The sequence below is a fragment of the Pacificispira spongiicola genome (genome assembly GCF_012926505.1).
In the GTDB taxonomy this organism is placed as follows: Bacteria; Pseudomonadota; Alphaproteobacteria; order UBA8366; family Aestuariispiraceae; genus Pacificispira; species Pacificispira spongiicola.
This window is the reverse complement of the sequence record NZ_JABBNT010000002.1, coordinates 49,231-71,182: the sequence shown is the minus strand read 5'-3', so window position 1 is coordinate 71,182 and position 21,952 is coordinate 49,231. Positions and strand designations below refer to the sequence as shown.

Below are 21,952 nucleotides of genomic sequence, written 5' to 3'. Positions count from 1 at the left end.
TACAGTCGATTTATCTTGTCTAATACTCTTCATCTACGGTGCCACTGAGCGATAACCGATCCGCAAATCGATGGATAATGACACGCAGGGCAAGGTTCGGCTGGAGCTGCTCCAAGCCGCTCTCGATCAAATCGATCAAGGCTTCACCGTGTTCGACGCCGGCCTGGAAATGATCGGGTGGAACGAACGGTTTTTCGAATTGCTCGAGTTTCCCAAAAATCTGGCCAAGACTGGGACGCATTTTTCCGAGTTCATGCGATACAACGCATTGCGCGGAGAGTATGGCGACGGAGATGTCGAACTGCTCGTAAAGGAGCGGGTCGAGAGGGCGGCACGCTTCACGCCTCATGAATTCGAGCGTCGGAGACCGACCGGCGAAGTGCTGCTGGTGCGGGGGACCCCGCTGCCCGGGGGCGGATTCGTTACGACCTATACCGACGTAACATCGGATCGAGAGCGCCAAGCGCAACTCGAGTCAGCGGTTGCGATCCGTACAAAGGCGCTTTCCGAAAGCGAGGCGAAGCTGCGGCTCATCACGGATACCGTTCCCGCTCTTATCGCCTATATTGATCGATCCCGAATCTACCGTTTTGCCAATCGTCGCTATGCCGAGTTTTTTGGGTACGAGGTCACGACCATTGTCGGACAGCGGGTCGAAGATGTCTTCGATGTCGATGTCATGCAAACCGTTGCGCCGCATATCGATACGGCACTGAACGGCGAGACCACGAGCTACGAGTATCGTCGGCAGGAATCCTCCGGCACTGTTTCGGACATCAGTTCCACGCTGGTCCCAGACCTGGGAGACGACGGTTTGGTCCACGGGTGCTTCGTCATGGCGCTCGATGTTACCGAAAGAAAAGTGCAAGACGCGGCCCTGCGTCAGGCTCAGAAAATGGAGGCTGTCGGCCGGTTGACCGGCGGCCTTGCCCACGACTTCAACAACCTGTTGACGGTAATCATCGGAAATCTCCGTGGCTTGGAGGAGAGATCCCGTGCAGACCCCATGGTTGCCGAGTACATCCGACCGGCAATCCATGCGGCGGAACGAGGCAGCGAACTTACCAACCGCCTCCTCTCGTTCGCGCGTGAAAAACCCTTGAAGGCCGAACGGGTGGATGTGGAGAGTATCATTGCCGATATCTCCCGTCTTCTGCGCCGATCGCTGCCCAGTTCCATAGAAGTCACCACATGCATTAAAGGCCTGCCACCGGCCGTCCATGTCGATGCGAACCAACTCGAGAACGCGCTGCTAAACTTGGCATTGAACGCGCGCGACGCAATCGACGGCGCCGGCAGGATCACATTCTACGTCTTCGAGGAAGAAGCCTCACCGGGTCCTCCCGATACCCTGGACGCGGCACCTAAGCGGGTCTGTATTGAAGTTCGGGACACGGGGTGCGGCATCAAGGAAGAGGTGCTTCCACACCTTTTCGATCCGTTCTTTACCACCAAGGAATTCGGTACGGGCAGCGGCCTTGGATTGAGTATGGTATATGGCTTTGCGCAACAATCCGATGGCGAAATCCGCGTCTCATCCGCGCCTGGCGAAGGCACAAGAGTTTGTCTTTTCCTTCCCGCGAGCACGGCACCGCCACCGCCGCCAAAACCGAAGGAGACGGTCACGAATGATCGTCGCACCGTAGCGAGCGCTTCCAGAGGCGGATTGGTCCTGCTCGTCGAAGACGACGAGGCCGTCCGGAAAGTCGTGCGAGGGCAATTCCTGAGCCTTGGGTATAAGGTTCTGGAGGCGGAAAACTCTGCCGACGCTCTTACGCTGGTGGACGCGACCGAGGAGATTCGTTTTCTGATTTCCGATATTGTCATGCCCGGTCAGATGGACGGTCTCGCGCTGGCGGACGAGGCCAAGTTCCGCGCTCCCGGCCTTGGGATTGCCTTGATTACCGGGTTCTCTTCCGATCTTGCCGACGGCGAGGTGAAGGATTGTCCGTTCCCGGTGCTGAGCAAGCCATTTACGACCGAAGCGCTTCGGTCCGTGATGGACCGGCTGGAAACCGGATCATGACCAAGTCGACCGGCCCCGCCCTGATCGGCATTCTCGACGACGAGGAAGCAGTGACCAGCCTCATTGTGAAAACGTTGCAGAATTATGGATTCGATGCCCGTTCCTATCACGACCCGTCCACCTTTCTCGTGGAGTTCGAAACGCTCAAGCACGATCTGGTAATATTGGATCTTGGTCTTCCGGAACTCGACGGTCTGACCTTGGTGCCCCAACTGCGTAAGATGTCGCCCGATTTGGCCATCATCATACTTTCAGGACGATCCGCCGACGCCGATCGCATCGTCGGCCTGGAATTGGGAGCGGATGACTATATTGGCAAACCTTTCAACCCGCGTGAACTGGTGGCACGGACCAAAAGCGTCCTTCGACGCACCAACCGTCCAGTCATGCAGAAAAGCCAGCGCCGGATCGCCCTCTTCGGCGGCCTGAAATACGATATTCGTACGTTCGGTCTGACCTACGATGGCGGCGAGGAGATCATGCTCGGAACGGCGGAAGCCCGTCTGTTGGAGGCGTTTCTGATGGCGCCGAACCGTATTCTCACGCGCGACTACCTACTAGATGCCGCGGGGCGCGAGAATTCATTAGACCGCGCCGTCGACGTTAATGTCTCCCGCTTAAGGAAACATCTTCAAGAACAGAGCAGTGGTCCGCCGATAATACGCACGGTCTACGGCGCCGGATACATGCTGACGAAACCGGTTCAATGGCAAGACACGACGGAATAGCGAGAGCCTGCGTCCCTTGGATTTGTGGCGTCTGTCACCTGAATAACCCCTAGTTTTCTTGACGCCTTCGGGGATCACGTTCCGTTGCCGCTCGAAGTCCGCGCCGACAATATTCCGTTCCTGGCGTCGCCCGCTATGAGGAAAGCGTAAAGGTAAGCTTTATAGTGGGTGAAACTGTATTCTGCTGGTTATCTATATGATAAAAATGGAAATCTCACGCAGTGCACGGGGGCGTTGTATTTCGGTGGAAAATGTAATCGTTGACTCTCTTGGCAGTGCAACTCGGATAACGAGAGGGCGACGGATGCGCTGCCATCCTCAGATCACCGCCGTGAGACCGGGCGCATCCCGATGTGCTGCGATCTTGTGTTGTTAACAAATGTGTCTGTGCGGAACCGGAAGGTAATGAAAAAAAACAAACAAACGCGAAAAAGTCTAAAATCGCAGGCATCGCTATACGTCCCCAGTGGGACCATAGGATCGATCGAAAGCGAATCAGCGGAAAGCGGTGGTGGGCACTACAAGCCGACTAAAGTGAATCCAAATTGCTGATTCGCTTCTAACAGACCCTGAGCGGGAAACGCTCATGGTGTCAAGAGGAAGTAGGATCAGAGTCGGTGAAACGCTACAAGGGCAAAGCCGAAATACTTGCCGTAGGGCCTGAGATACTGGCGTTCCTAAAGGCAGGGCATACGGTTCTCGAAGTCTTCGATATCCTGAAGGCGCGAGGCGCCATTACGATTTCCCAAGCCGCGTTCTACCGCCAAGTTGGGCGGTTGAAGGCATCGACCCGCGACCGGACCGCTTCGACCCCATCGGGTGACAAGCACTTCCTCAAATCAAATAACGAAACAAGGTTCCCATCCATTCACGAAGTGGACGGGGCTCCTTTTGCCATTCGTCGTCCGGATTTCGATCCGGCGAAGAAGGCGAAGATCTAGAAGGAATCTTACATGGCACTCGTAAACATGACCCTCCAGGGTAAAGGCGGCGTCGGCAAATCCTACGTCGCGGCCAACCTGGCTCAATACTATCATCGGCAGGGCAAGGCGCCGCTCTGCGTCGATACCGATCCCGTCAACAAGACCTTCGCCGGCTACAAGGCCTTCGGTGTCGAAAGCCTGCGCCTGGGCGAGACGGCGGACGAGGTGAACCCGCGCAACTTCGACGCGCTGATTGAACTCATCGCGACGGCGCCGGAGGATGCGGTGGTCGTCGTGGACAACGGCGCATCGACCTTCCTGCCGCTCGTGGCGTACATGGTCGAGAACGACGTGCCCGCCTTCCTGAAGGCAGAAGGGCATACGATCCGACTGCATTCCGTCGTGACCGGCGGCCAGGCGCTCGAGGACACGGTGCTCGGTCTTGAGCATATCCTGTCCTATTTCCCCGATGCCGAGATCGTGGTCTGGCTGAACGAGTTCTTCGGCCGGATCGAGAAGGGCGGCAAGACCTTCGAGAAGTTCCAGATCTACAAGGAATGCGCCGATCGCCTAACGGCGCTCGTGCACCTGCCGCAGCTCCGCAAGGAGACGTTCGGGGCCGATATCGAGGCGATGCTGAAAGCCCGCCTGACCTACGACGAAGCTGTCGGGAGTCCGGAATTCGGGTTGATGGCGCGCCAGCGCCTCAAGTCGGTGTCCCGGGCCGTCTTCTCCGAAATGGAAAGGGCGCTGCTGTGAGCGGGACGGCTCCTCAGACACATATGAGCCTCGCGGATCTGCGCACGCGGATCTGGGAAGTTCATGGCCTGACCATGGACGAGGACGATCCGGTCCTGGTTCTGCACACCGTCCATGCGGCTTTCCTCGAGGATTATCAGGCGATGCTCGACCGTCATCACGAGGCGGTCAGGGCAAGTGTCGGCGAGATCGTCGGAGAACTTTCGGCAAACCTTGGCGAGACGGTCGCGGCGTTCCAATCCGAGACCCTGACCGAGAGCCTGCGGGAGAAGATCGCGCAGATCTCGGAACAGACCCGTATTGCCAACGCGGCCGAGGCCGGCATGCGCCGGATCGCCTGGGCGGTCGGCGTGCTGGCATTCGTCTCTTCCGGCGCGGCCGCGCTCTCCCTCTTCTTCTTCCTGCAATTGCTCAAATAGGAGGTCTCCCCATGAAATTCTCATTCAAGGGTCATCCGGCATGCCGTGCGGTACTATCGGGGGCGGTATCTGCGCTCGGTGTGGCCGGTTCCTCTACCATGGCGCGGGCGCAGACAGCGGACTGGGTCCAACCGGCGACGGATCTCTTCGGGGATCTGGAAGTCGGCCTTGTCGATATCGGCGCGGTGATCGTCGGCATCGGTATCATCGCGAACGGTATCTATGCGACGGCGACCGGGAAGCTCCAGTTCGAACAACTGGCCTTCCGGATCATCGGCGGCCTGATGATTGTCGCCGGGCCGGCGGCGATCCGCGCGCTGTTGAGCTGATCCATGAAAGCCTCGGCCGCGATCCTGACCTCGATGCAGAGACCGATGACGATCTTCGGTCTGCCGCCCAAACTGGCGGGGATCGCGGCCGGGCTGCCTGTGCCCGTCTTTGCCGTGGCCTCCCTCCTGGGCCAGGTCATGGTCGCCTATGTCTCCTGGATCGTGCTGACGGCGATCGCGCTCATCTGGTTGTGGAAACGGGCCCGGGCCGATCATCACTTCGAGACGCTGGCACTCGTGCCGAACCGGTTCTGGAAGGGACAGAAGGCCCGCGCCCTTCTTGCCGGCGGCGTGCCCTCCAAGCGACGGGGGCGGGCGCGATGATCTGGGAGGAGATCGCGACCACGGGTCTTTTGGCGCTCGGCGCCGGTGCGCTTGCAACGCGGCTGGGTCGGAACCTCGTGCTCGGCTCCGTCGAGCATGACTGGCTGGCCGACGAGTTGGAGCTCGACCGGATCGAACCGGATCGGCAAACCGCTCGCCTCAAATCCGGCATGCTGTTTAGGGTCTTCCGGATCACCGGCGTCAGTTACGACGCACAGACGCCGGAACAGCAGGAGATCCTGTTGTCGGGGCGGAGCGCGGCGTTGCTGCAACTGGGACAGCTCGGCCTGTCGGTCCGGGTGTTCGGGGTCAAGCGGCAGCGGAACATTGCCTTCGAGGCGGATTGGCCGTCGGAGACCCTAGCGGAGATCGGTGAGGCGGAACGTCGGCGGTATCGCGAAAGCTACTTTATTGACTGGTTCCTTGTCGTCGGGTCGAAGGAATATCGAAAACTCCTTGAGGGGAGCGGCAAGGTCCTGAACGGGTTGGGGCTCTATCGCCCGCATCTTCTCGAACGGCCGGAGCGGGACGATGCACCGTGCCCGCTGACCGGCTTCGTCAACTTCCTGATCTGCGGCGACTTGCGCCATGATCTGCCGTCCATCGCGGAGAACCTGTCGGGTGCGCTGCCGGCATCCGATCTCGGCGTGGACAAGGCGACAGGCACGATCGCGACCGCCGTCCCAACCGCTAGAGTCCAGAAGATCGTCTCCGTCCGGAGCTGGCCGGAGGCGGTGAGCGGGCGGATCGCGGGCGAGGTTCTGGCGATCCCCGGCGATGTCGAGGTCTCGCAGGTCTGTCTGCCAGGATCTGCGACGCGCGAGCTTGCCTTGATGGTGCGCAAGAAGCGCGAGCTGGATCTGGGGCTGATCGGCAATCCCTCCGCCTCGGCGGAATACGGGGCGGCGATCGAACTTCTGAACAATGGCGAGGCCAATGTCTGGACCACGCAGTTCCAGGTGATCGCCCGCGCTGAGACGAGTGAGGCGCTCGACGAGCTGGTGCGCGAGATTACCGGCGTCTTCGGGCGCTATCGTGTCGTCTATTCCGTGGAGACGGCCGGCGCCCCGGTCGTCTGGTTCAACCGCATTCCCGGGAACGATCATCTGCTGCGGCCGCTGCGGCTGTTGGACAGTCCGATCGCAGCGCTTTGGCCGTTCCATTATGCGGCCATCGGCCTTGAGAAGAGCCCCTACGGGGACCGGCCGGTGCGGTTGTTCCAGACCGCCTCCGGCCAGGCTTATGCGTTCCAGTTCCATGTGGCCGAGAAACGACGCTCGATCGGCAATTACCTGGTCTTCGCGCCCAGTGGCGGCGGTAAGTCGACGTTGATCATGCATCTCTTGGGCGGGCTCGCGAAGTTCACCGATGTGCGCTCCTACGTCTTCGACAGCAAGGAAGGCGCGCGCTTCATGGTCGAGGCCTTCGGCGGGGCGTATCAATCCTACGATAGCCTGGCGCTGAACCCGCTCGATGTCGGGGCGGAAACGGTCGCGACCCGGAAGCGGATCTATCTCGCGCTCAAATCCCTGATCGACGAGGAGAGCACCGACGACGAGGACGAGGCGGACCTGGCGCATGCCGTCCAGCTTGCCTTCAAACTCGCCCCGCCGGAACGCACGCTCGATGCGATCTATGAGTTTGCCTTCCGCAAGCGGTCGGGTTTGCGTCGGTCCATGTCCAAATGGGTGACGGACGGGAAGGGGAATGCGGGCCTGAACGCGCATATCTTCAATGCGCCCCGGGACAGTCTGAGCGGCTTCCTTGGGCAGTCTTTCCTGGTCGGCATCAACATGAACGAGGCGCTCGGCGATCCGGTCCTGGGGCCGCCGATCGTAACGCATATCGCGTCCGCGATCGAAACGGCGGCGCATAACCAGTTGGGCGATGTCGGCGGGTTCAACGTCTTCATCGATGAGGCGGCGAACCTGATGCGCAATGCCGGCTTCAAGAGCCTGGTCGCGGAATGGTATCGCGAGATCCGCAAGCTGAACGGCGCGATCGGTGTCGCCTTCCAGGACCCGACCGCCTTGTTCGACAGCGGCGTCGCCGAAGCGGTGGTCGAGAACACCGCGACGACGATCTTCTTCCCGAATCCGAAAGCCAATTTGACGGCGCTGCAACGCTTCAACCTGAACAGCGAGCAGATCGGCTTCATCATGACGCCGCCGGCGCCGGGGCAACGCCGTGTGCTCGTCGTCAAACAGGATGCCGCTGCCGGCTTCGAGGAAAGTGCGATCGTCGATGTCGACCTGGGCGCGCTCGGCGACGTGACGCGGTTTTACGATTCCGGACCGTCCTCGGTTCAACGTCTCAACGATCTTAAACAGAACTGGGGTATGGAATGGGCGCGTTACCTGTAACGCCGGCCGATGGGTCGGTGCGACCGTTTATGACGGCGCGGGAGTGGCTGACCGGTAACGAATTGCGGGACGCCGCGCCGGACCTCTTCGCCTTCGCGCTTGTCGCGGCCGATAGTTTGGCGCCGTTGACGCTCGACTATTATGCGGACCTTTGCAGCAATCTTGCCGCCACCAAACCGGAGAGGGCGCTTGCCACAGCGGCGGGTATGCGCGCCTGGCCGGATCGGAACCTGCCGGACGTCAAACCGGGAGAGACGCGGGGGCTGTCGTCCGTTGCCGGATTGACGACGGTTGAGGATCTCTTAGCGCCGGGGTCGATCCTGCATCGCGCCACCCCGGAAATGCCCACATACATCCTGCTGCCGCATTGGGACGAGGAAAGCCGCCGATGGCTCTCGGCCTTCGAAGCGGCCGCCGTCCACTTCTGGTCCTTCCATGCGGATCGCCAGGGTGTCGATCCCCTCAAATGCCGGTCGGCCGCGACGATGGCGCAGGCGCTGATGCGTTACGGCCATAAGTCGGCGGTGCCGCCGGCGATCTTGGCCGCAACGGAAGCCGTCTTTGGGAAAGGTGGCGCGAAATGAAGCACCTTCTTAGAAGCGGCGTTGCGGCCGCCCTGCTCATCGTCGCGGTCCCGGCGAGTGCGGAATACCCGACGCATGACGCGGTGGCGATCGAGCAACTGCGAAAGGCGCTTGAGGCGGCTAATAAGCAGATCGAGCAGCTGACGGAGATGGTCTCGACACTGCAATCGCAGCTGGATGCGGTCGGCGCGGCGGGACAAATCACCTTGCCGGTCTTCAACATGGCGAAAATCGGGAGCCAGCTTCGTCAGGATGCGCAGTGCCTGCTGCCCGACCTCACAAAACTCATGCCAAGTCTCGACTTCGAGGACATATCTTTCGGGTCGATCTGCGATCGGTCGAGCGTCTATCGGCAGACGCTTTGGATCGATCCGTCCGATAAGAACGCTCTGCCCTTTGGCGAGCAGACGGATCTGCGGGCGGAGGTCAACACGCGCCGCGAAAACATCCTGGTCGATGTGACATCAAAAGCCTTGGCGCAGGGTGACATGGCGGCCGACACGGCCGTGCAACTGAACGAGGCGGCAGACGAATACGAGACCAACGTTCGGGCCACGCAACAGAGCAATGAACGGCTGAACCTGATCGCACAGGGCCAGGTCATGACGGCGCGCGCGCTCGCGCAGCAGAACCAGATCCTGGCGACGATGCTGAAGCTTCAGGCGGCCTTCATCATGAAGGCCGGCGTCCCGGTCGACAGCATCATCGCCGTGGAAGAGGAGGAGTGAGCCGATGAATGCCTATTCGAAAAAGGCGTTTCTGATGCGGCGTGCTGCCTTGATTTTCATAGGGTCGCCGTCGAACAACATGGCTTCGCCGGTAATCGAGCCTCCGATAGGACGGTTCGGGTTCTTCCGTGCGGACTTCGCTTTCTCGGTTCTGCGGCGTTCCTGTTCATTGGCCCGTTCACCCATTGCAACGCACCAGGCTGCGAACATCCCGAAGTCGTCCTGCCAGGGACGGGTTAGGAAATCACCAAAGAGCGCGATCAGAACCAAAATCGCATATTTAACAAGGCTGAGAAGTAGAACTGTAGCCAACATGGCGGACATCAATCCGAGAAACCACCCGGCTGCCTCGGTCATCAATTCCATGTCACTCTCCCCACTTCCAAGTGCCGTTCTGCTTCATCTGCGTGCGCTTCTTCAGGGCGAGTTCCTCGTCACGGAGTTTGCTCTCCGGCTTCCGCCAGTCGGGAAGCGCGTTGCAGTCGTTCGTGAACAGCTTGGCCTTCATGGCTATCGATGCGCAGTCGAGCATTGTGTGCACCCGGTTGAAAGACATCCCGGCACCGTCTCGAGCGTAGAGATACATTCGATAGGCCTCGTTCCACACATTGTAGGTCAGCCAAAGATCGTGGAGTTCCTTCATGCGCTTCGCGATCGGTTCGTCGGCTGCGGCGTTTGGGTTCTCATTATAGCGTTTGATCCATTTTTTGTACTCGTCGCCAGGGTCAAGCGGCTCAGCCAAGTCGTTCAGCGCGGCGAGGTCCTTTGTACTGCTCCAAACAGACTTAGCCCTATCGAAATTAAAGAACTGATCCGCACGCACGGGCGCCGCATTCGCTTGAGTAGCGATGCCGAAAACCATCGCTACGAGGAGGACAGCAATGGCCGGTAATACGTTCGGAGGCTCTGAGGTTGTAGCGGAGGGCTTGCTCGTCCCGATTGTGACGGAGTATGTGAACCTCGCGAACTCCTTCACCCAGGATCTGAGCCAAGCGCTGCTTGTTCCGATGCAATTGCTGTTCATGGCAATCGTCGGGGTGTGGGTTGTCATCCAAGGCATCAAGCTCTCCATCGGCCGGGCCAATCCGCTTGCGATCTCGCAAGAATTTATCTTTGTGATTGTAGCATCCGTTCTCCTGGGAGGCCAAGGCCCAGGGCTTGTTAATATTGTTTATCAAGCCTCTCTGAAGACAATGGGGGCGGCGGCGAGCGTTGCTCTGACGGTCGGCCGGCAAGGCGGCGGTTCTATCCCTGCGGGTGGCGATCTTGGCACCGGTATGGACGCGCTCGTGAGTGCCGCCGAGGAAGGTCTCATGAAGGTCATCAACATGGCCTGGGAGATCGCCGGGGAGTGGTCGATCACCAATCCGCTGATGATCCTGGCGGCGATCGTGCTGCTGCTGCCCTATTGCATCGTCCTGATCGTCTACTTCAGCCAGGTCGTGATCTCGATCTTCCGGATCATGATGCTGTCGGCCTTGTCGCCCTACATGATGCTCGGCTTCGGCTTCGGTTGGGGCCGCGAGATGGCGGTGAAGGGCGTCAAGACAGTGATCTCGTCCTTCATGGTGCTGTTCGGCGCGACGGCCGCCTTGGCCGTCATGCTCTACGGCGTCTCGTCGCTTGGCGTCGGGGAGGAAGGGGTCGATGTCGGCGAATGGGCCTCGATCACAAATCCCGCCTTCATCCTGGCCGTGGCGCTCGGCTGGATGGGTACGGCCTTCATGACCGAGGCAACAGGGATCGCGAACTCCATCACGGAATCCGCGCTGACCAATACCGGCGTCGGCGTCATCACCGCCGGCGCGACCGCGTCGGGGATCGCAGCCGGGAAGGCGTTCCAGAACGCATCCGGCACACAGGCCGCGATGGGGGCTGCCAAAGGGGCGGCAGGGTCGGCTGCCTCCAATGCCGCCTTCTTTGCCGGCAAGGCACTCGGCGCCACACCGGCGGGCGCGGTGGCGCTGCGGGCGGCGGAGATCGCGCAGGCTTACCGCGACAAAATGCAGGCCGGCTTCACCAATCTGAAAGGAGAATAACCATGCATCGGCTCCCGATCCTGATCGCGGCCGGCCTGGCGCTTTTGGCCGTGTGCGGCTGCCAGACGACGAATAATACGGAAATGCCCCGCAACAACGGTGATGGGGCGGACTTCATGCGGCCGAGCCCCTGCGCCTGCCTTCAATTGGATTATGACGGGAGCGGCTTCGAATGGTTGAGCTGAGCCTTCCCGGGCGGGCACTCTTCCGGCGGCGTGAGGCGGTGACCGGGCGGCATGATGCCGTGCGCCGCACCGATCCCTACAGCTTCGAGATCGCGCATCGCCGGCTTGCCTGGATGCTCCGCATCTCCGCCGCGACCAATGTGGTTCTCGCTCTGTCGCTGACGACGGCGCTGACCGCGCTCTCGCATCTCTTCCCGTTGAAGACGACGGAGATCGCCCTGGTGCGGCACGATGCGGTCGAGAACCAGTTGATCCGGATCGAGCCGATCTCTGAGGCCGTCGACGGGTTCGGTCTGCTGCTGGAGCAGAAGGCACGGTGGTATGTCCGCTCGCTCCTGGAGATCGATCCGGTGACGCAGACGGAACGGCTCCGCCAGGCCTTCGCCATGTCGGACAAGGCGTTTTACGAACGCTTCCGCAAGGAGCGGATCGACAGCGGCGCGATTCAGGCCGCGCTCGATACCGGGCTGACACGATCGATCACCGTCGAAAGCGTCGATCGGATCGAGAGCTTCCATGGCGGCGTCTTCAAGTACGCGGTCGACCTGGTCCAGACCGATACCCGACGGGGGGCTGTGGTCGAGACCCGGAAAATCCGTGCCTATCTCTCTATTACGACCAGGCCGCAGACGGTGCGCGAGGCGGATCGCTTCGAAAACCCGCTGGGTATTACGGTCCTCGATCTCTCCCTCAAAGAAAGGGCAAATTCATGAAGCGCGACCTTCTCGCCGCTGCGTTCCTTCTGTCGTGCCTGCCGGTTGGCCCGGTCCTGGCACAAACCCCGTTCACACCGCCACCATCCTCGGACCCGCCGCCCATGCCGGTCTCCGAGGATGTTGTGCGGCAGGCCGAGGCGCAGGCCGACGGGCAGTTCGGTGCGATGCGCCGGGCGCGGGTCGGAGGACAGATCCAGGAGGCCTGGGACGAGGGCGACGAGGGCAGCGCCGTCTTCGAATACAAGGCCTGCGCGCGTTGTACGTATAAGGTCCGGCTGCGCGAACAGATGGTCACGGTCCTAGAACTGCCGGATGGCGAGATGTTCAAGGCGGCCGATCTCGGCGATACGGCGGCTTTCAAGGTGGAATCGCGATCGTCTCGGTTGATCGCGGTCAAGCCGCTGACGATGGGGGTGGATACGAACCTCGTCGTCTATGGGACATCGGGCGCAGTCTATCCTTTTTATCTGCGGGCCGAGGCCTTCAACTCGGAGAATATCACCGACTTCGTCGTGCGCCTGGTCGGCGGAATCGAGAAGGACGGGCCGGATCTTGTCGGTTCGGTCTCGATGTCATCATCCGGTTCGATGGCGGGCCGGCCGGCCGGCGATCTTGCGCAGGCGATCGACGGGCTGGAAACCGCCGCCCCGGAAAGCAAAGAAGGCGACTATGTCCAGGAGGCGCGCTTCGATCCGGACAGGTTGCGGGGCTGGGGCGAGTATGAGCTGTGGGGCGATGACGGGCTCCGGCCGGAGACGGTCTTTAGGGACGACTACTTCACCTATATCCGCTTCGGTCAGGCGTGGAAGGATGTGGAGCTTCCGACGGCCTATGTGACCGTCGACGGCGTGGACGAGTTGGTGAATACGCGCGTCCAGGGCGCGACCTTCATCGTCGAGAGCACGCAGCGTCTCATCACGCTCAAATCCGGGGCGCGCTATCTGTGCATCCGCTATCCGGAAGGGGCGGCGTGATGCTCTGCGAAGCGGCCTTGGCGCTCGGCCTGACACTGGGCGGGATCTGCAAGCCCGGCGCCCCGCCGGAGGCGGTCGATCTTCCGGCGGAGGACAAGGAGGTCTGGACCTTCGCGCCACCTCCACCGCCCGAACCGGTAGCCGAACCGCCGCCGCCCGCGCCGGCGCCGACCCCAAACTTCCCGCCGATCGTCATACGCGAACAGGCCGCGCCCGTGGCGCCGTTGCCTGTGGCACTGCCGGAGCCGGTCTTCGTTGAGCCGCCGGCGCCGAACCCGTTCCGTCTGGCGCTTGCGGCCGCGCTCCCGGCCCGTGCGACGGAGGATACGGGCCTTGTGCGGATCGCCGCGTCGACCGTGTCGGATCTCGATGGTATCGATCCGTTGAGCGCCAGGCCTCTGGCGGCGATCGCGCCGCCGCCGGTGCCGATCCCGGAGGAGCATTATCAGGCGGAAGGCCGGATCTCGACCGGGCCGGTCGACAATGCGCGGATCGTGACGGCCGATCGCTATATCAGCGGGATTGTCGAGACCGGGATCAATAGCCAGGTGAGCTCGGAAGAGGGCGGGCAGGTCATCATTCAGACCAGCCGTCCGGTCTTCGGCTATCACGACCGTCATATTCTGATCCCCAAGGGCTCGCGGCTGATCTGCGATTACAAGAGCCCGGAGAATTTGGGCGAAACCCGCATCGCGCTGACCTGCAAGCGCATCCTGATCGCGGGGCACCGGGCCGAGATCCTGCAATTGAAGGCGACGGTCGGCGATGTGCAGGGACGCGGCGGGATCACCGGCGAGGTCGATACGCGGTTTTGGGAAAAATACGGCACGGCCTTTGTCCTGGCCGGTATCTCCGGGGCCGTGCGTCTGGCAAGCGCCGCGACGGCGGTGGCCGATGACGGCAATGCGATCTCCAGTATCGCGGATACGGGCGCGCAGGAGCTGAGCGAGAAGCTCGGCGAGATCACCGCCTCGATCCTGGAACAGACGGTCAATCTGAAGCCCATCGTCACGGTGGCGCAGGGAACGCGCGTCCAGATCCGGCCGCAGTTCGATTGGTATCTCAAGCAAGTGAAAGGTGGAGAATGATGAAACGGCATCTCATGGCCGCCGTGCTGGCTGGCTTTATTCTGCCGGCGCCGGCGCTGAGCGTCCCGGTCCTGGCACAGACAACATCCTCAGAACCGGCGGAAACGACAGGAACGTCAGAGGACAGTCTGACGCAGCTCGTCGATATCGTTGCCCGGTCGCCGGCGGTAGTGCCTCTGGCTTCGGGTGAGCCGGTCGCGGTGGATCTGAGCCTGGTCTCGGTGCCGGGCGCGGAGCCCGGGCTGGCGACCGGCGTCACCGCGAAGGGCTTTGCGCGCTATGTCGATGTGGACGGGCGCAAGATCGGCCAGGTGGTGCTGACCGGCGTTGCCAAGGGGGCAAAGCAGGAAGCGCTGACGCCGGAGAAGTTCGCGGCCCAGTTCGATCTGGAAGACGCGGCGTTGAACACGCAATCCGTCACCATCAAGGGGGACGGGCCGGAACTGGTCGCGGCCCTGCGCCGATTGGCCGAGCCGGACGGGGCACCCTCGGAGGAAGAGTCGCAGCAGATCGTCCAGGCGGAGGATAACGGGGCGCGGGAAGTCGGCGGCAGCGGGACGCAGAACGATCAGGCGGGTTCTTACAAAACGCCTGAAGCCGTCACGGTGACGCAAAGCGCCGATCCGATCGAAACCTCGATGATCACGACGGAGGGCTGCTTCATCGATGTGGATCTCGATGCGGAACTGGCAAAGGTCCAGAACAAGCGATTGACGCTGACCGATGGGGTGGTGAGTTCCGAGACGGAATGCTCCGACAGCGGCGTGAGCTATCCGATCAAGCGGAGTTATGCGTCCTGCGCTTACAACGAGGATTTGGAGGCCCGCAAGGCGACCGCTCAATATCAGCCTTACTATGTCGATGGCGGTGGCAACCGTCAGGATGTCGGCGACGATTGTCTGGCGGACGAGGACCTGGTCTTCGATATCGTGGCCGCTGCCTGCAAGATCGAAGTCGATGTGACCGCCGAGACGGCGACCCCTCAGGAACGGCTGGTTTACGTCAATCACACGAATAAGGAGGTCGAGGCGCGCGGCTGCGCGGCGTCGGAAAGCGAGGCGCCGGTCGATCTGGTCAAGAGCACGACGGTTTGCGGCATCCGGCACGATTGGGACGCGGGGGAGAGCGTGCAGCAGGCGGCCTGGACCTATGAGCTGGACGGCATCCAATATCAGCATGGCGGTTGCGCCGATATCGAGACGGTCTATCCGCATCAATCGGTCTATGTCGACGGGAGCGGGAAGAGCCTCTGCAGCCCGGTGACGGATGCGGGTGGCGAACCGATCGCCGCGCAGAAGAAGATCCGGATCACGGTCGACGAGGTTCCGGCCTTCATTACCGACTGCACGCCGGATGCGGATAAGACGGTCACACGGACGGAAGAGGGCTGCGCAAGCCCGGCGCTGTGGCGCCACGACGTCGCCGGCGGTTGGTCCTATCCGAAGGATCGGTACTATTTTACGGAAGACGGCAAACAGGTTCGGGTTACGGAATGCCAAGAATCCGTCGTGTTGGCGGCGGTGCCGCATCAGCACGAGACCAACGGTTGGCAGAACCACGACGATCAGCTCTACGCGCTGCCGCTGAGCACGGTCTATATCGAACCGGCTTCCGGCCGCTATGACATCACGACGGCGACGGTCCTGAACGGTGCCGTCCAGCAGCCCTATGTCTTCCAAAACAGTGTCACGGAATGGAACGGACAGTCGGAATATGCCGGCTGCGATGCGCTGCGGCTGACAACAGTTTATGAAATCCATGAGCGACCGGATGGGACGGATTACAAGAAGCCGATCGGGGACGGTGTTCCTTATTCCGAGGACGCCTGTTCTTCGGTCGTTCAGACCCCGACCTGGCGTTACGTCGACGGGAGCCAATATTCGCAATCGGGCGGATGCTCCTACGGTTACAGCAATCAGGTGATTTATCGAGTTTATCGCGGAGAGCGGGTGCTTCAGCGTGACGACGGGCAAGCTATTGTCCAGGTGTCCAACAGTTCTCACACCATCATCTATCAAGCGGCTGGGTGCAGTCCCAACCCAAATTTGGTGACGCGCGACGGGTTCTCGGCTGACGGCTCTGTCTACTTCGGTTCTTCCACGACCGAATGGAACCAGGCGGAGGGCTGGTGATGGGCAACATCGCGATCAGCCCGCTGCTGCGCGAGACCCTGGCGCCGCTCTCGGCCCATTACGACGATCCGGCGACCGTCGAGATCCGCATGACCAAGCCCGGGATCGTCATCACCGATCGGCGGGGAACGGGGAAGCAAGCGGTCAGGGACGAGGGATTGACGCTTGCGGCCGTCGAGGCGGTCGCGCGGTCGCTCGGCAACTATCATGGCCTGGGCTTTAACGGAGAGGACCGACCCAAACTCTCCTGCGTGCTGCCGGGCGGGCATCGCTTCGAATGCCTGGTCGGCCCGTCGGTCCAGTCCGGCCTGTCGCTGGCGATCCGTTGCAAACATCCCTTCACGCCGAGTTGGGATCAGGTAGGGGCATCGGAGGCGGTGGTTCGTTATTTAACGGACGCGGTCGACGGGGAGCGCAACCTGATCGTCTCGGGCGCGACCAATACCGGTAAGACGACTTTGTTGAACATGCTGTTGGCCGGTCTTCCGGACCATCGCCGGGTGATCGGGGTCGAGGATACGCCCGAACTGTCGCTTGGCCGGTTCTGGGACGGCGTCGGCCTGATCGCGGCCCGGGAGGAGGGCGGCAGCCACGCGACCGGTCTCCAGACCTGGCGTCAGCTCTACGACCACCTTATGCGCGCGACGCCGGATCACATCGTCTTCGGGGAGATCTCGACGCAGAACGCCTTTGCGGCCCTGGCGGCGCTGAATAGCGGCGTCACCGGCTTCATGTGCACGATCCACGCGGAGAGCCCGCATCAAGCGATCCATCGCAAGTTCGATCAGAACATCGCCTGGTCCGGAGAGACCATGCCGCGTGTGCCGGAGTTCCTCTCCGAACTGGTCGACGTGGTGGTGCAGATCAAGCGCGACAGTTCCGGCTTCCGCCGCATCACCGATATCTATGAGCCGCGCGCCGACCGCTTCGTCTTGAAGGACGGGAAGGAGACCGGCGCATGATCGCGATCCGCCTCTCGCTTCTGAGCCTTCCGGTGTTGGGTGGCGTCTTCGTCCTGTGGCGGTGGCGCGAAGCCATCGGCTTCCAATGGCAAGATGCAAGATGGTGGCAATGGCTTTGGCAGGTGGTGCGCCGGACCGGCGGTCTGCCGGCGGACCTGCTGTATCCGACCTATTACGCCGGTGGCGGCATGATCCTCGGCGCTCTCGTCGTCTTGGTCCTCGCATCGCGCGCCTCGGCAGCGACCCTGCATGGCGGGCGCGGCTCCAAGGCGCTGCACGGCTCCGCCGCCTGGGCAAGGGTCTCCGAGATCCGCAAGGCGGGCTTGTTCTCGCCGCGTGGTGTCGTGGTCGGGGGCTGGAAGACCTGGCGCAAGATCCAGACCCTGCGCCATGACGGGCCGGAGCATGTCATGGCTTTCATGCCGACCCGGTCCGGCAAGGGCGTCGGGCTTGTCATCCCGACGCTGCTGACCTGGCCGGACTCGGTCCTGGTGCTCGACATCAAGGGCGAGAACTATGCGCTGACCGCCGGTTATCGCGCCTCCATCGGACAGCGCATCCTGCGCTTTGAGCCGACGGCCCCGGTCGGATCGATCCGCTACAACCCGCTTCGAGAAGTCCGGGTCGGTTCCGGCCACATTATCGAGGATTGTCAGAACATCGCCTCGATGATCATCGATCCGGACGGCAAGGGGCTGAAGGACTTCTGGATGCAGTCCGGTTGGGAATGGCTCTCCGTCGTCATCCTGCATGTGACCTACCGCGTCGAGCGCGACGACGACCGGCGGGCCAATCTGAAGGACGTGAACCGGTTCATGTCGGCGGTCTCGATCGGCGAGGGCGGCGCCGGCGGCGAAGACAGTTTTGACGCCTTCCTGGATGACATTCTGGCGTTCGATCATGGTCTGGATCTCGTTGATGACGAGGTCCGTCGCGGCGCGTCCAAGATGCGCATCAAGGCGCATCCGGAGCGTTCCGGCGTCCACAGTTCGGCCGCCGTGCAATTGGCGCTCTATGCCGATCCGATCGTCTCGAAGAATATCGCGGAAAGCGACTTCCGGCTCGACGATCTGATGAACGGCGATCGGCCGGCGTCGCTCTATATCGTCATCCCGCCGTCGGATATCGACCGGTTGCGGCCGCTGACGCGTATTCTGATGAACCAGTTCCTCCGGCGGCTTACCTCGGAGATGGCCTTCGGCGAGGGGCGCAGCCTCAAGGGATACAAGCACCGTCTCCTGTTGATGCTCGATGAGTTTACGTCGGTCGGCAAGCTGGAGATCTTCGAACGCGCGCTCGCCTTCATGGCCGGCTACGGGCTGAAGGCCTTCATCATCATCCAGGACCTACGCCAGTTGCGGAAGGAATACGGCCGCGACGAGGCGATCACGGCCAATTGCCATATCCGGATCGCCGCCGCGCCCAACGAGGTCGAGACGGCCGAGACGCTCTCCAAGATGGCCGGCACCACCACCGTCGTGCAGCGCAAGCGGTCGCGGTCCGGCGCGGCCGGGTCTGCGATCGGCAGCGTCTCGGAAAGCCTTCAGGAGACGACGCGCCCGCTTATGACCGTCGACGAATGCATGAAACTGCGCGGGTTGGAGAAGGATTGGAAGGGCAACGCCACGCGCGCCGGCGACATGCTGATCTTCCCGTCCGGTTCAGCGCCGATCCTGGGCCGACAGACCCTCTACTTCCAAGACAAGGAACTGCTGCGTCGTGCCCGCATGCCGGCGCCGGGGCCGGGCGTGGAAGGTGAGGAGACCGTGCCGACGGAACCGGCCGCGCCGCCGACGCCGGCTGCGACCCTGTCGCCGGTTGATCGTTACGAACAGGCTTTGAACGGGGGAGGGACAGCATGACCAAACGCATCATGAGCGAGATCGATTATGCGGTCGGCTCGCGGTTGCGGCTGCGGCGCGAGGAAGCCGGATTGAGCCGGGAGGTCTTCGCCGAGGAGACCGGCGTCGCTGTGGAGACGCTTCGGGATTACGAACTCGGCTTCCGGAAGATGCGGAACTCGGAACTCCTGACCTTCGCCGAACGGCTCGGTGTCGAGGTCCGCTGGTTCCTAGACGGGATCAAGTTCACCGCCGTCCCTCGTCAGGAAGGGAGTGGGGCGTGATCGGGTCTGTATCCATTGTGAACCCCGGATCGGGGGTGGAATGGGGTGCCAAAGGGCCTGCCAAGCGCGGGGCGGCGCTCGCGATCGCCTCGTCCAACCCGGCCAAAACTTCGCGCCGCAGTGCCGGCACACCGCTGCCGGGATGGTTCGGCTTCGCCACCAGGATACGGGCTTTGCGCAGGAGGTCGATGGAAACGGCGCGTAACTCAATCATGAGAACACACTTAGAACAAATAAATCAGGAAAGGAAGAGGGTATGACGACAGATCCGAAAGATGAGATCGCGACGATCGAGCGGCTGACGCTGAAAGGCGTGCCGGTCTCGGTCGATCCGGAGGCGGCCGGCGCCATGGGGGCCTTTGAGGAGGATGCGCTCGACGAAGAGACGGCGCGCGAGTCCGGAGGGCTGAGCGATGGCGACTGACACCCGCAAACCCTTCCGCGAGACCGTCGCCGAGGAGTTCACCCGATTGATCGAACAGGGCGAGGCCTCCTGGCAGAAACCCTGGGAGCCCAATGTCGGCATCTCGGCGCCATTCAATCCGATCTCCAACAAGCCCTATCGCGGCATCAATGCCTGGTGGCTGGAACTGCAGGGCTGGGTCGATCCGCGTTGGCTGACCTATCGCCAGGCGCAGGAGTTGGGCGGCCAGGTCCGAAAGGGGGAGCGATCGACCTCCGTCGAGTATTGGAAATGGACCGAGCGCAGCGCCCTTCTCGACGGGGACGGCAGGCCGGTGCTGGATGAGGCCGGGAAGCCGCAAACGGTCGAGTATCGCCTCGAGCGGCCGCAGGTCTTCTACGCCAATGTCTTCAACGGCGACCAGATCGACGGGATCGAACCGTTCCAGGCCCCGCCGATCCGCTTCGAGCCGGTCGAGGAGGCGGAACGGGTTCTGGCGGCCGGCGGTGTCGATATCCGTCACGATCAGGCCGACCGCGCCTTTTACACGCCGAGGGAGGATCGCATCCATCTGCCGCATAAGGCGGCCTTCCCGAGCGCCTACGAATACTACGCAACGGCGCTGCACGAACTGGGACATGCCAGCGGCCATGAAAGCCGGCTCGCGCGGGAGTTCGGTCCCTTCGGGTCCGAGACCTATGCGATCGAGGAGCTCCGCGCGGAAATGTCGGCCTATATGGTCGGCCGCGATCTGTCGCTCGGCCATTATCCGGAACGCCATGCCGGCTATGTCGGCTCCTGGCTGAAGGCGATCAAGGAGGATCGCAACGTGCTGTTCCGCGCGGCGCGGGATGCCGAGATCATCCGGTCCTGGGTGATGGAGCCGGAGCGCCGCCAGGAGCTGGAGCGCATCGCCCAGCAGGGCCGTACTCAATCCCCGCAACAGGAGCAGGCCATGCAGACAGCCGAGCCAGAGAGCAAAACCCGCCACTTCCTGACGGTCCCCTTCGAGGAAAAGGAAGCTGCCAAGGCCGCCGGCGCCAAATGGGACAAGCGCGCCAAATCCTGGTACGCGCCGGACGGGGCGGATCTCGACCAGCTGGCCCGGTGGGTCACGCCCAGCGACAAGGCGCGCAATGAGGTCGATCCTGTTGCCGAGTTTACAATCTTCCTTCAGGACGCCGGCCTCCAGATCGACGGCGCCCCCCAGATGGACGGCGACTGGCATCGCGTCTCGGTCGAGGGCGACAAGCCCGGCCAGAAATCCGGCTCTTATCGCGGCTTCCTGGATGGGGCACCGAACGGCCAAGCGATGAACTTCAAGACCGGCGAGAAATCCCTCAAATGGGTTGCGACCGGCAATACGCTATCCAAGGAGGAGATCGATCGCGCCCGCCGTGCGGTCGAGGAACGCCGGGTGGAGCGGGAGAGGGAGCTTCAGGAAAGGCAGGAGCTCGCCGCGACCTGGAGCGACGTGCAATGGCGGACCGCCTCGGAACGAGGAGCGCCGTCGCCCGAACATCCCTATCTCCTGGCGAAGGGTGTGGCGGCGCATGGTCTGCTCGAAGATGCGACAGGTCAGTTGATGGTGCCGCTGCGCGATGCGGCCGGGAAGACCTGGAACATCCAACGGATCTCGCCGGAAGGCGAAAAGCGCTTCCTGAAGGGTGGCCGCAAGGCCGGTCTCTATCACGTCATCGGTGAGATCGACGCGAAAGGCCCCGTTGTGATCGGCGAGGGCTATTCGACGGCGGCAACGATCCACGAGGCGACCGGCTATCCCGTCGTCGTAGCCTTTGACGCCGGCAATCTACGCCCCGTGGCCGAGACGATCCGGGAGACCTATCCCGAGGCGCGGATCTTCGTCGCTGCCGATGACGATCACGCCAAGGACCGGAACGCCGGTCTCCGCAAGGGTGAGGAGGCGGCGAAGGCGGTCGGCGGAATCGCGGTCAATCCGGGTCTGACGCCGGCGGAGCGCGAGGCCGGCATGACCGACTTCAACGACAAAGCCCGGAGTGCCGGCAAGGCGGTCGTGAAGGATATCTTCGATGCGGTGATCGGCCGGCCGCGCTCGGGCTCTCCGGAGCGCAACGCGGGGGAGCGCAAGACGGCGGGACGCGCTCAGTCCCTGGCGATGTGACG

General features: G+C 62.3%; 24 protein-coding genes. 21 read left to right on the top strand and 3 right to left on the bottom strand.

What is annotated here, in order from left to right:
• Positions 1-70 precede the first annotated feature (70 nt).
• From HH303_RS05590 to HH303_RS05545, 10 genes are all read left to right on the top strand, one after another.
• Positions 71-2,026, top strand: coding sequence for a PAS-domain containing protein (locus tag HH303_RS05590; RefSeq protein WP_169624256.1), 1,956 nt, complete (start codon positions 71-73; stop codon positions 2,024-2,026).
• Positions 2,023-2,754, top strand: coding sequence for a response regulator transcription factor (locus HH303_RS05585; RefSeq protein ID WP_169624255.1), 732 nt, complete (start codon positions 2,023-2,025; stop codon positions 2,752-2,754). Before HH303_RS05590 ends, HH303_RS05585 begins: the two co-directional genes overlap by 4 nt.
• 617 nt (positions 2,755-3,371) lie before the next feature.
• Entirely contained in the window at positions 3,372-3,695 is a 324-nt protein-coding gene (locus HH303_RS05580) for a TraK family protein (RefSeq protein WP_169624254.1), read from the top strand.
• 12 nt (positions 3,696-3,707) lie between these two features.
• The gene (locus HH303_RS05575) at positions 3,708-4,436 is read left to right on the top strand and encodes a nucleotide-binding protein (RefSeq protein WP_169624253.1); all 729 of its coding nucleotides are present in this window, start codon (positions 3,708-3,710) and stop codon (positions 4,434-4,436) included.
• A 23-nt stretch (positions 4,437-4,459) separates the two neighbouring features.
• Complete coding sequence (locus HH303_RS05570) at positions 4,460-4,855, top strand: hypothetical protein (protein ID WP_169624252.1); 396 nt, start codon at positions 4,460-4,462, stop codon at positions 4,853-4,855.
• An 11-nt stretch (positions 4,856-4,866) separates the two neighbouring features.
• The gene (locus HH303_RS05565) at positions 4,867-5,184 is read left to right on the top strand and encodes a hypothetical protein (RefSeq protein ID WP_169624251.1); all 318 of its coding nucleotides are present in this window, start codon (positions 4,867-4,869) and stop codon (positions 5,182-5,184) included.
• 3 nt (positions 5,185-5,187) lie between these two features.
• Positions 5,188-5,508 carry a hypothetical protein gene (locus HH303_RS05560; RefSeq protein ID WP_169624250.1) on the top strand — a complete coding sequence of 107 codons (321 nt, stop codon included), beginning with the start codon at positions 5,188-5,190 and terminating at the stop codon, positions 5,506-5,508.
• Positions 5,505-7,871 carry a VirB4 family type IV secretion system protein gene (locus HH303_RS05555; protein WP_169624249.1) on the top strand — a complete coding sequence of 789 codons (2,367 nt, stop codon included), beginning with the start codon at positions 5,505-5,507 and terminating at the stop codon, positions 7,869-7,871. Before HH303_RS05560 ends, HH303_RS05555 begins: the two co-directional genes overlap by 4 nt.
• A 29-nt stretch (positions 7,872-7,900) precedes the next feature.
• Positions 7,901-8,455: a hypothetical protein gene (locus HH303_RS05550; protein WP_169624248.1), complete on the top strand. Its 555-nt coding sequence runs from the start codon at positions 7,901-7,903 to the stop codon at positions 8,453-8,455.
• Positions 8,452-9,183, top strand: coding sequence for a hypothetical protein (locus tag HH303_RS05545; protein WP_169624247.1), 732 nt, complete (start codon positions 8,452-8,454; stop codon positions 9,181-9,183). The genes HH303_RS05550 and HH303_RS05545 overlap by 4 nt, the downstream gene beginning before the upstream one ends.
• A gap of 12 nt (positions 9,184-9,195) precedes the next feature.
• Here the strand turns inward: HH303_RS05545 and HH303_RS05540 are convergent, their stop codons facing one another.
• Both HH303_RS05540 and HH303_RS05535 read right to left on the bottom strand, forming a co-directional pair.
• Positions 9,196-9,549 (bottom strand): hypothetical protein, encoded by a 354-nt coding sequence (locus HH303_RS05540; RefSeq protein WP_169624246.1) that lies wholly within the window; start codon positions 9,547-9,549, stop codon positions 9,196-9,198.
• 1 nt (position 9,550) lies between these two features.
• Entirely contained in the window at positions 9,551-10,045 is a 495-nt protein-coding gene (locus HH303_RS05535) for a hypothetical protein (protein ID WP_169624245.1), read from the bottom strand.
• A 19-nt stretch (positions 10,046-10,064) separates the two neighbouring features.
• On the opposite strand from HH303_RS05535, the gene HH303_RS05530 reads away from it, so the two are divergent.
• The 9 genes from HH303_RS05530 to HH303_RS05490 are packed head-to-tail and all read left to right on the top strand — an operon-like array spanning position 10,065 to position 19,404.
• Complete coding sequence (locus HH303_RS05530; RefSeq protein WP_169624244.1) at positions 10,065-11,222, top strand: hypothetical protein; 1,158 nt, start codon at positions 10,065-10,067, stop codon at positions 11,220-11,222.
• A 2-nt stretch (positions 11,223-11,224) separates the two neighbouring features.
• Complete coding sequence (locus tag HH303_RS05525) at positions 11,225-11,407, top strand: hypothetical protein (RefSeq protein ID WP_169624243.1); 183 nt, start codon at positions 11,225-11,227, stop codon at positions 11,405-11,407.
• Positions 11,395-12,120 carry a VirB8/TrbF family protein gene (locus HH303_RS05520; RefSeq protein ID WP_169624242.1) on the top strand — a complete coding sequence of 242 codons (726 nt, stop codon included), beginning with the start codon at positions 11,395-11,397 and terminating at the stop codon, positions 12,118-12,120. The genes HH303_RS05525 and HH303_RS05520 overlap by 13 nt, the downstream gene beginning before the upstream one ends.
• Entirely contained in the window at positions 12,117-13,097 is a 981-nt protein-coding gene (locus HH303_RS05515; protein WP_169624241.1) for a TrbG/VirB9 family P-type conjugative transfer protein, read from the top strand. Before HH303_RS05520 ends, HH303_RS05515 begins: the two co-directional genes overlap by 4 nt.
• Positions 13,097-14,185: a TrbI/VirB10 family protein gene (locus tag HH303_RS05510; RefSeq protein ID WP_169624240.1), complete on the top strand. Its 1,089-nt coding sequence runs from the start codon at positions 13,097-13,099 to the stop codon at positions 14,183-14,185. The genes HH303_RS05515 and HH303_RS05510 overlap by 1 nt, the downstream gene beginning before the upstream one ends.
• Positions 14,185-16,317, top strand: coding sequence for a hypothetical protein (locus tag HH303_RS05505; protein ID WP_169624239.1), 2,133 nt, complete (start codon positions 14,185-14,187; stop codon positions 16,315-16,317). Before HH303_RS05510 ends, HH303_RS05505 begins: the two co-directional genes overlap by 1 nt.
• A complete protein-coding gene (locus HH303_RS05500; RefSeq protein ID WP_169625054.1) occupies positions 16,317-17,279 on the top strand; it encodes an ATPase, T2SS/T4P/T4SS family in 963 nt (320 codons plus the stop codon). Before HH303_RS05505 ends, HH303_RS05500 begins: the two co-directional genes overlap by 1 nt.
• The gene (locus tag HH303_RS05495) at positions 17,276-19,141 is read left to right on the top strand and encodes a type IV secretory system conjugative DNA transfer family protein (protein ID WP_169624238.1); all 1,866 of its coding nucleotides are present in this window, start codon (positions 17,276-17,278) and stop codon (positions 19,139-19,141) included. Before HH303_RS05500 ends, HH303_RS05495 begins: the two co-directional genes overlap by 4 nt.
• On the top strand, positions 19,138-19,404 hold the full coding sequence (locus HH303_RS05490; protein WP_169624237.1) for a helix-turn-helix domain-containing protein: 267 nt from the start codon (positions 19,138-19,140) through the stop codon (positions 19,402-19,404). The genes HH303_RS05495 and HH303_RS05490 overlap by 4 nt, the downstream gene beginning before the upstream one ends.
• On the opposite strand, the gene HH303_RS05485 is transcribed toward HH303_RS05490, so the two are convergent.
• Complete coding sequence (locus tag HH303_RS05485) at positions 19,367-19,618, bottom strand: hypothetical protein (RefSeq protein ID WP_169624236.1); 252 nt, start codon at positions 19,616-19,618, stop codon at positions 19,367-19,369. The two genes, HH303_RS05490 and HH303_RS05485, sit on opposite strands and share 38 nt — an antisense overlap.
• A 42-nt stretch (positions 19,619-19,660) precedes the next feature.
• Between HH303_RS05485 and HH303_RS05480 the strand changes: the two genes are divergently transcribed.
• Positions 19,661-19,828, top strand: a complete 168-nt coding sequence (locus HH303_RS05480) for a conjugal transfer protein TraD (RefSeq protein WP_169624235.1) — start codon at positions 19,661-19,663, stop codon at positions 19,826-19,828.
• Positions 19,818-21,950 (top strand): zincin-like metallopeptidase domain-containing protein, encoded by a 2,133-nt coding sequence (locus HH303_RS05475; RefSeq protein ID WP_169624234.1) that lies wholly within the window; start codon positions 19,818-19,820, stop codon positions 21,948-21,950. The genes HH303_RS05480 and HH303_RS05475 overlap by 11 nt, the downstream gene beginning before the upstream one ends.
• The last annotated feature ends 2 nt before the right edge of the window (positions 21,951-21,952 follow it).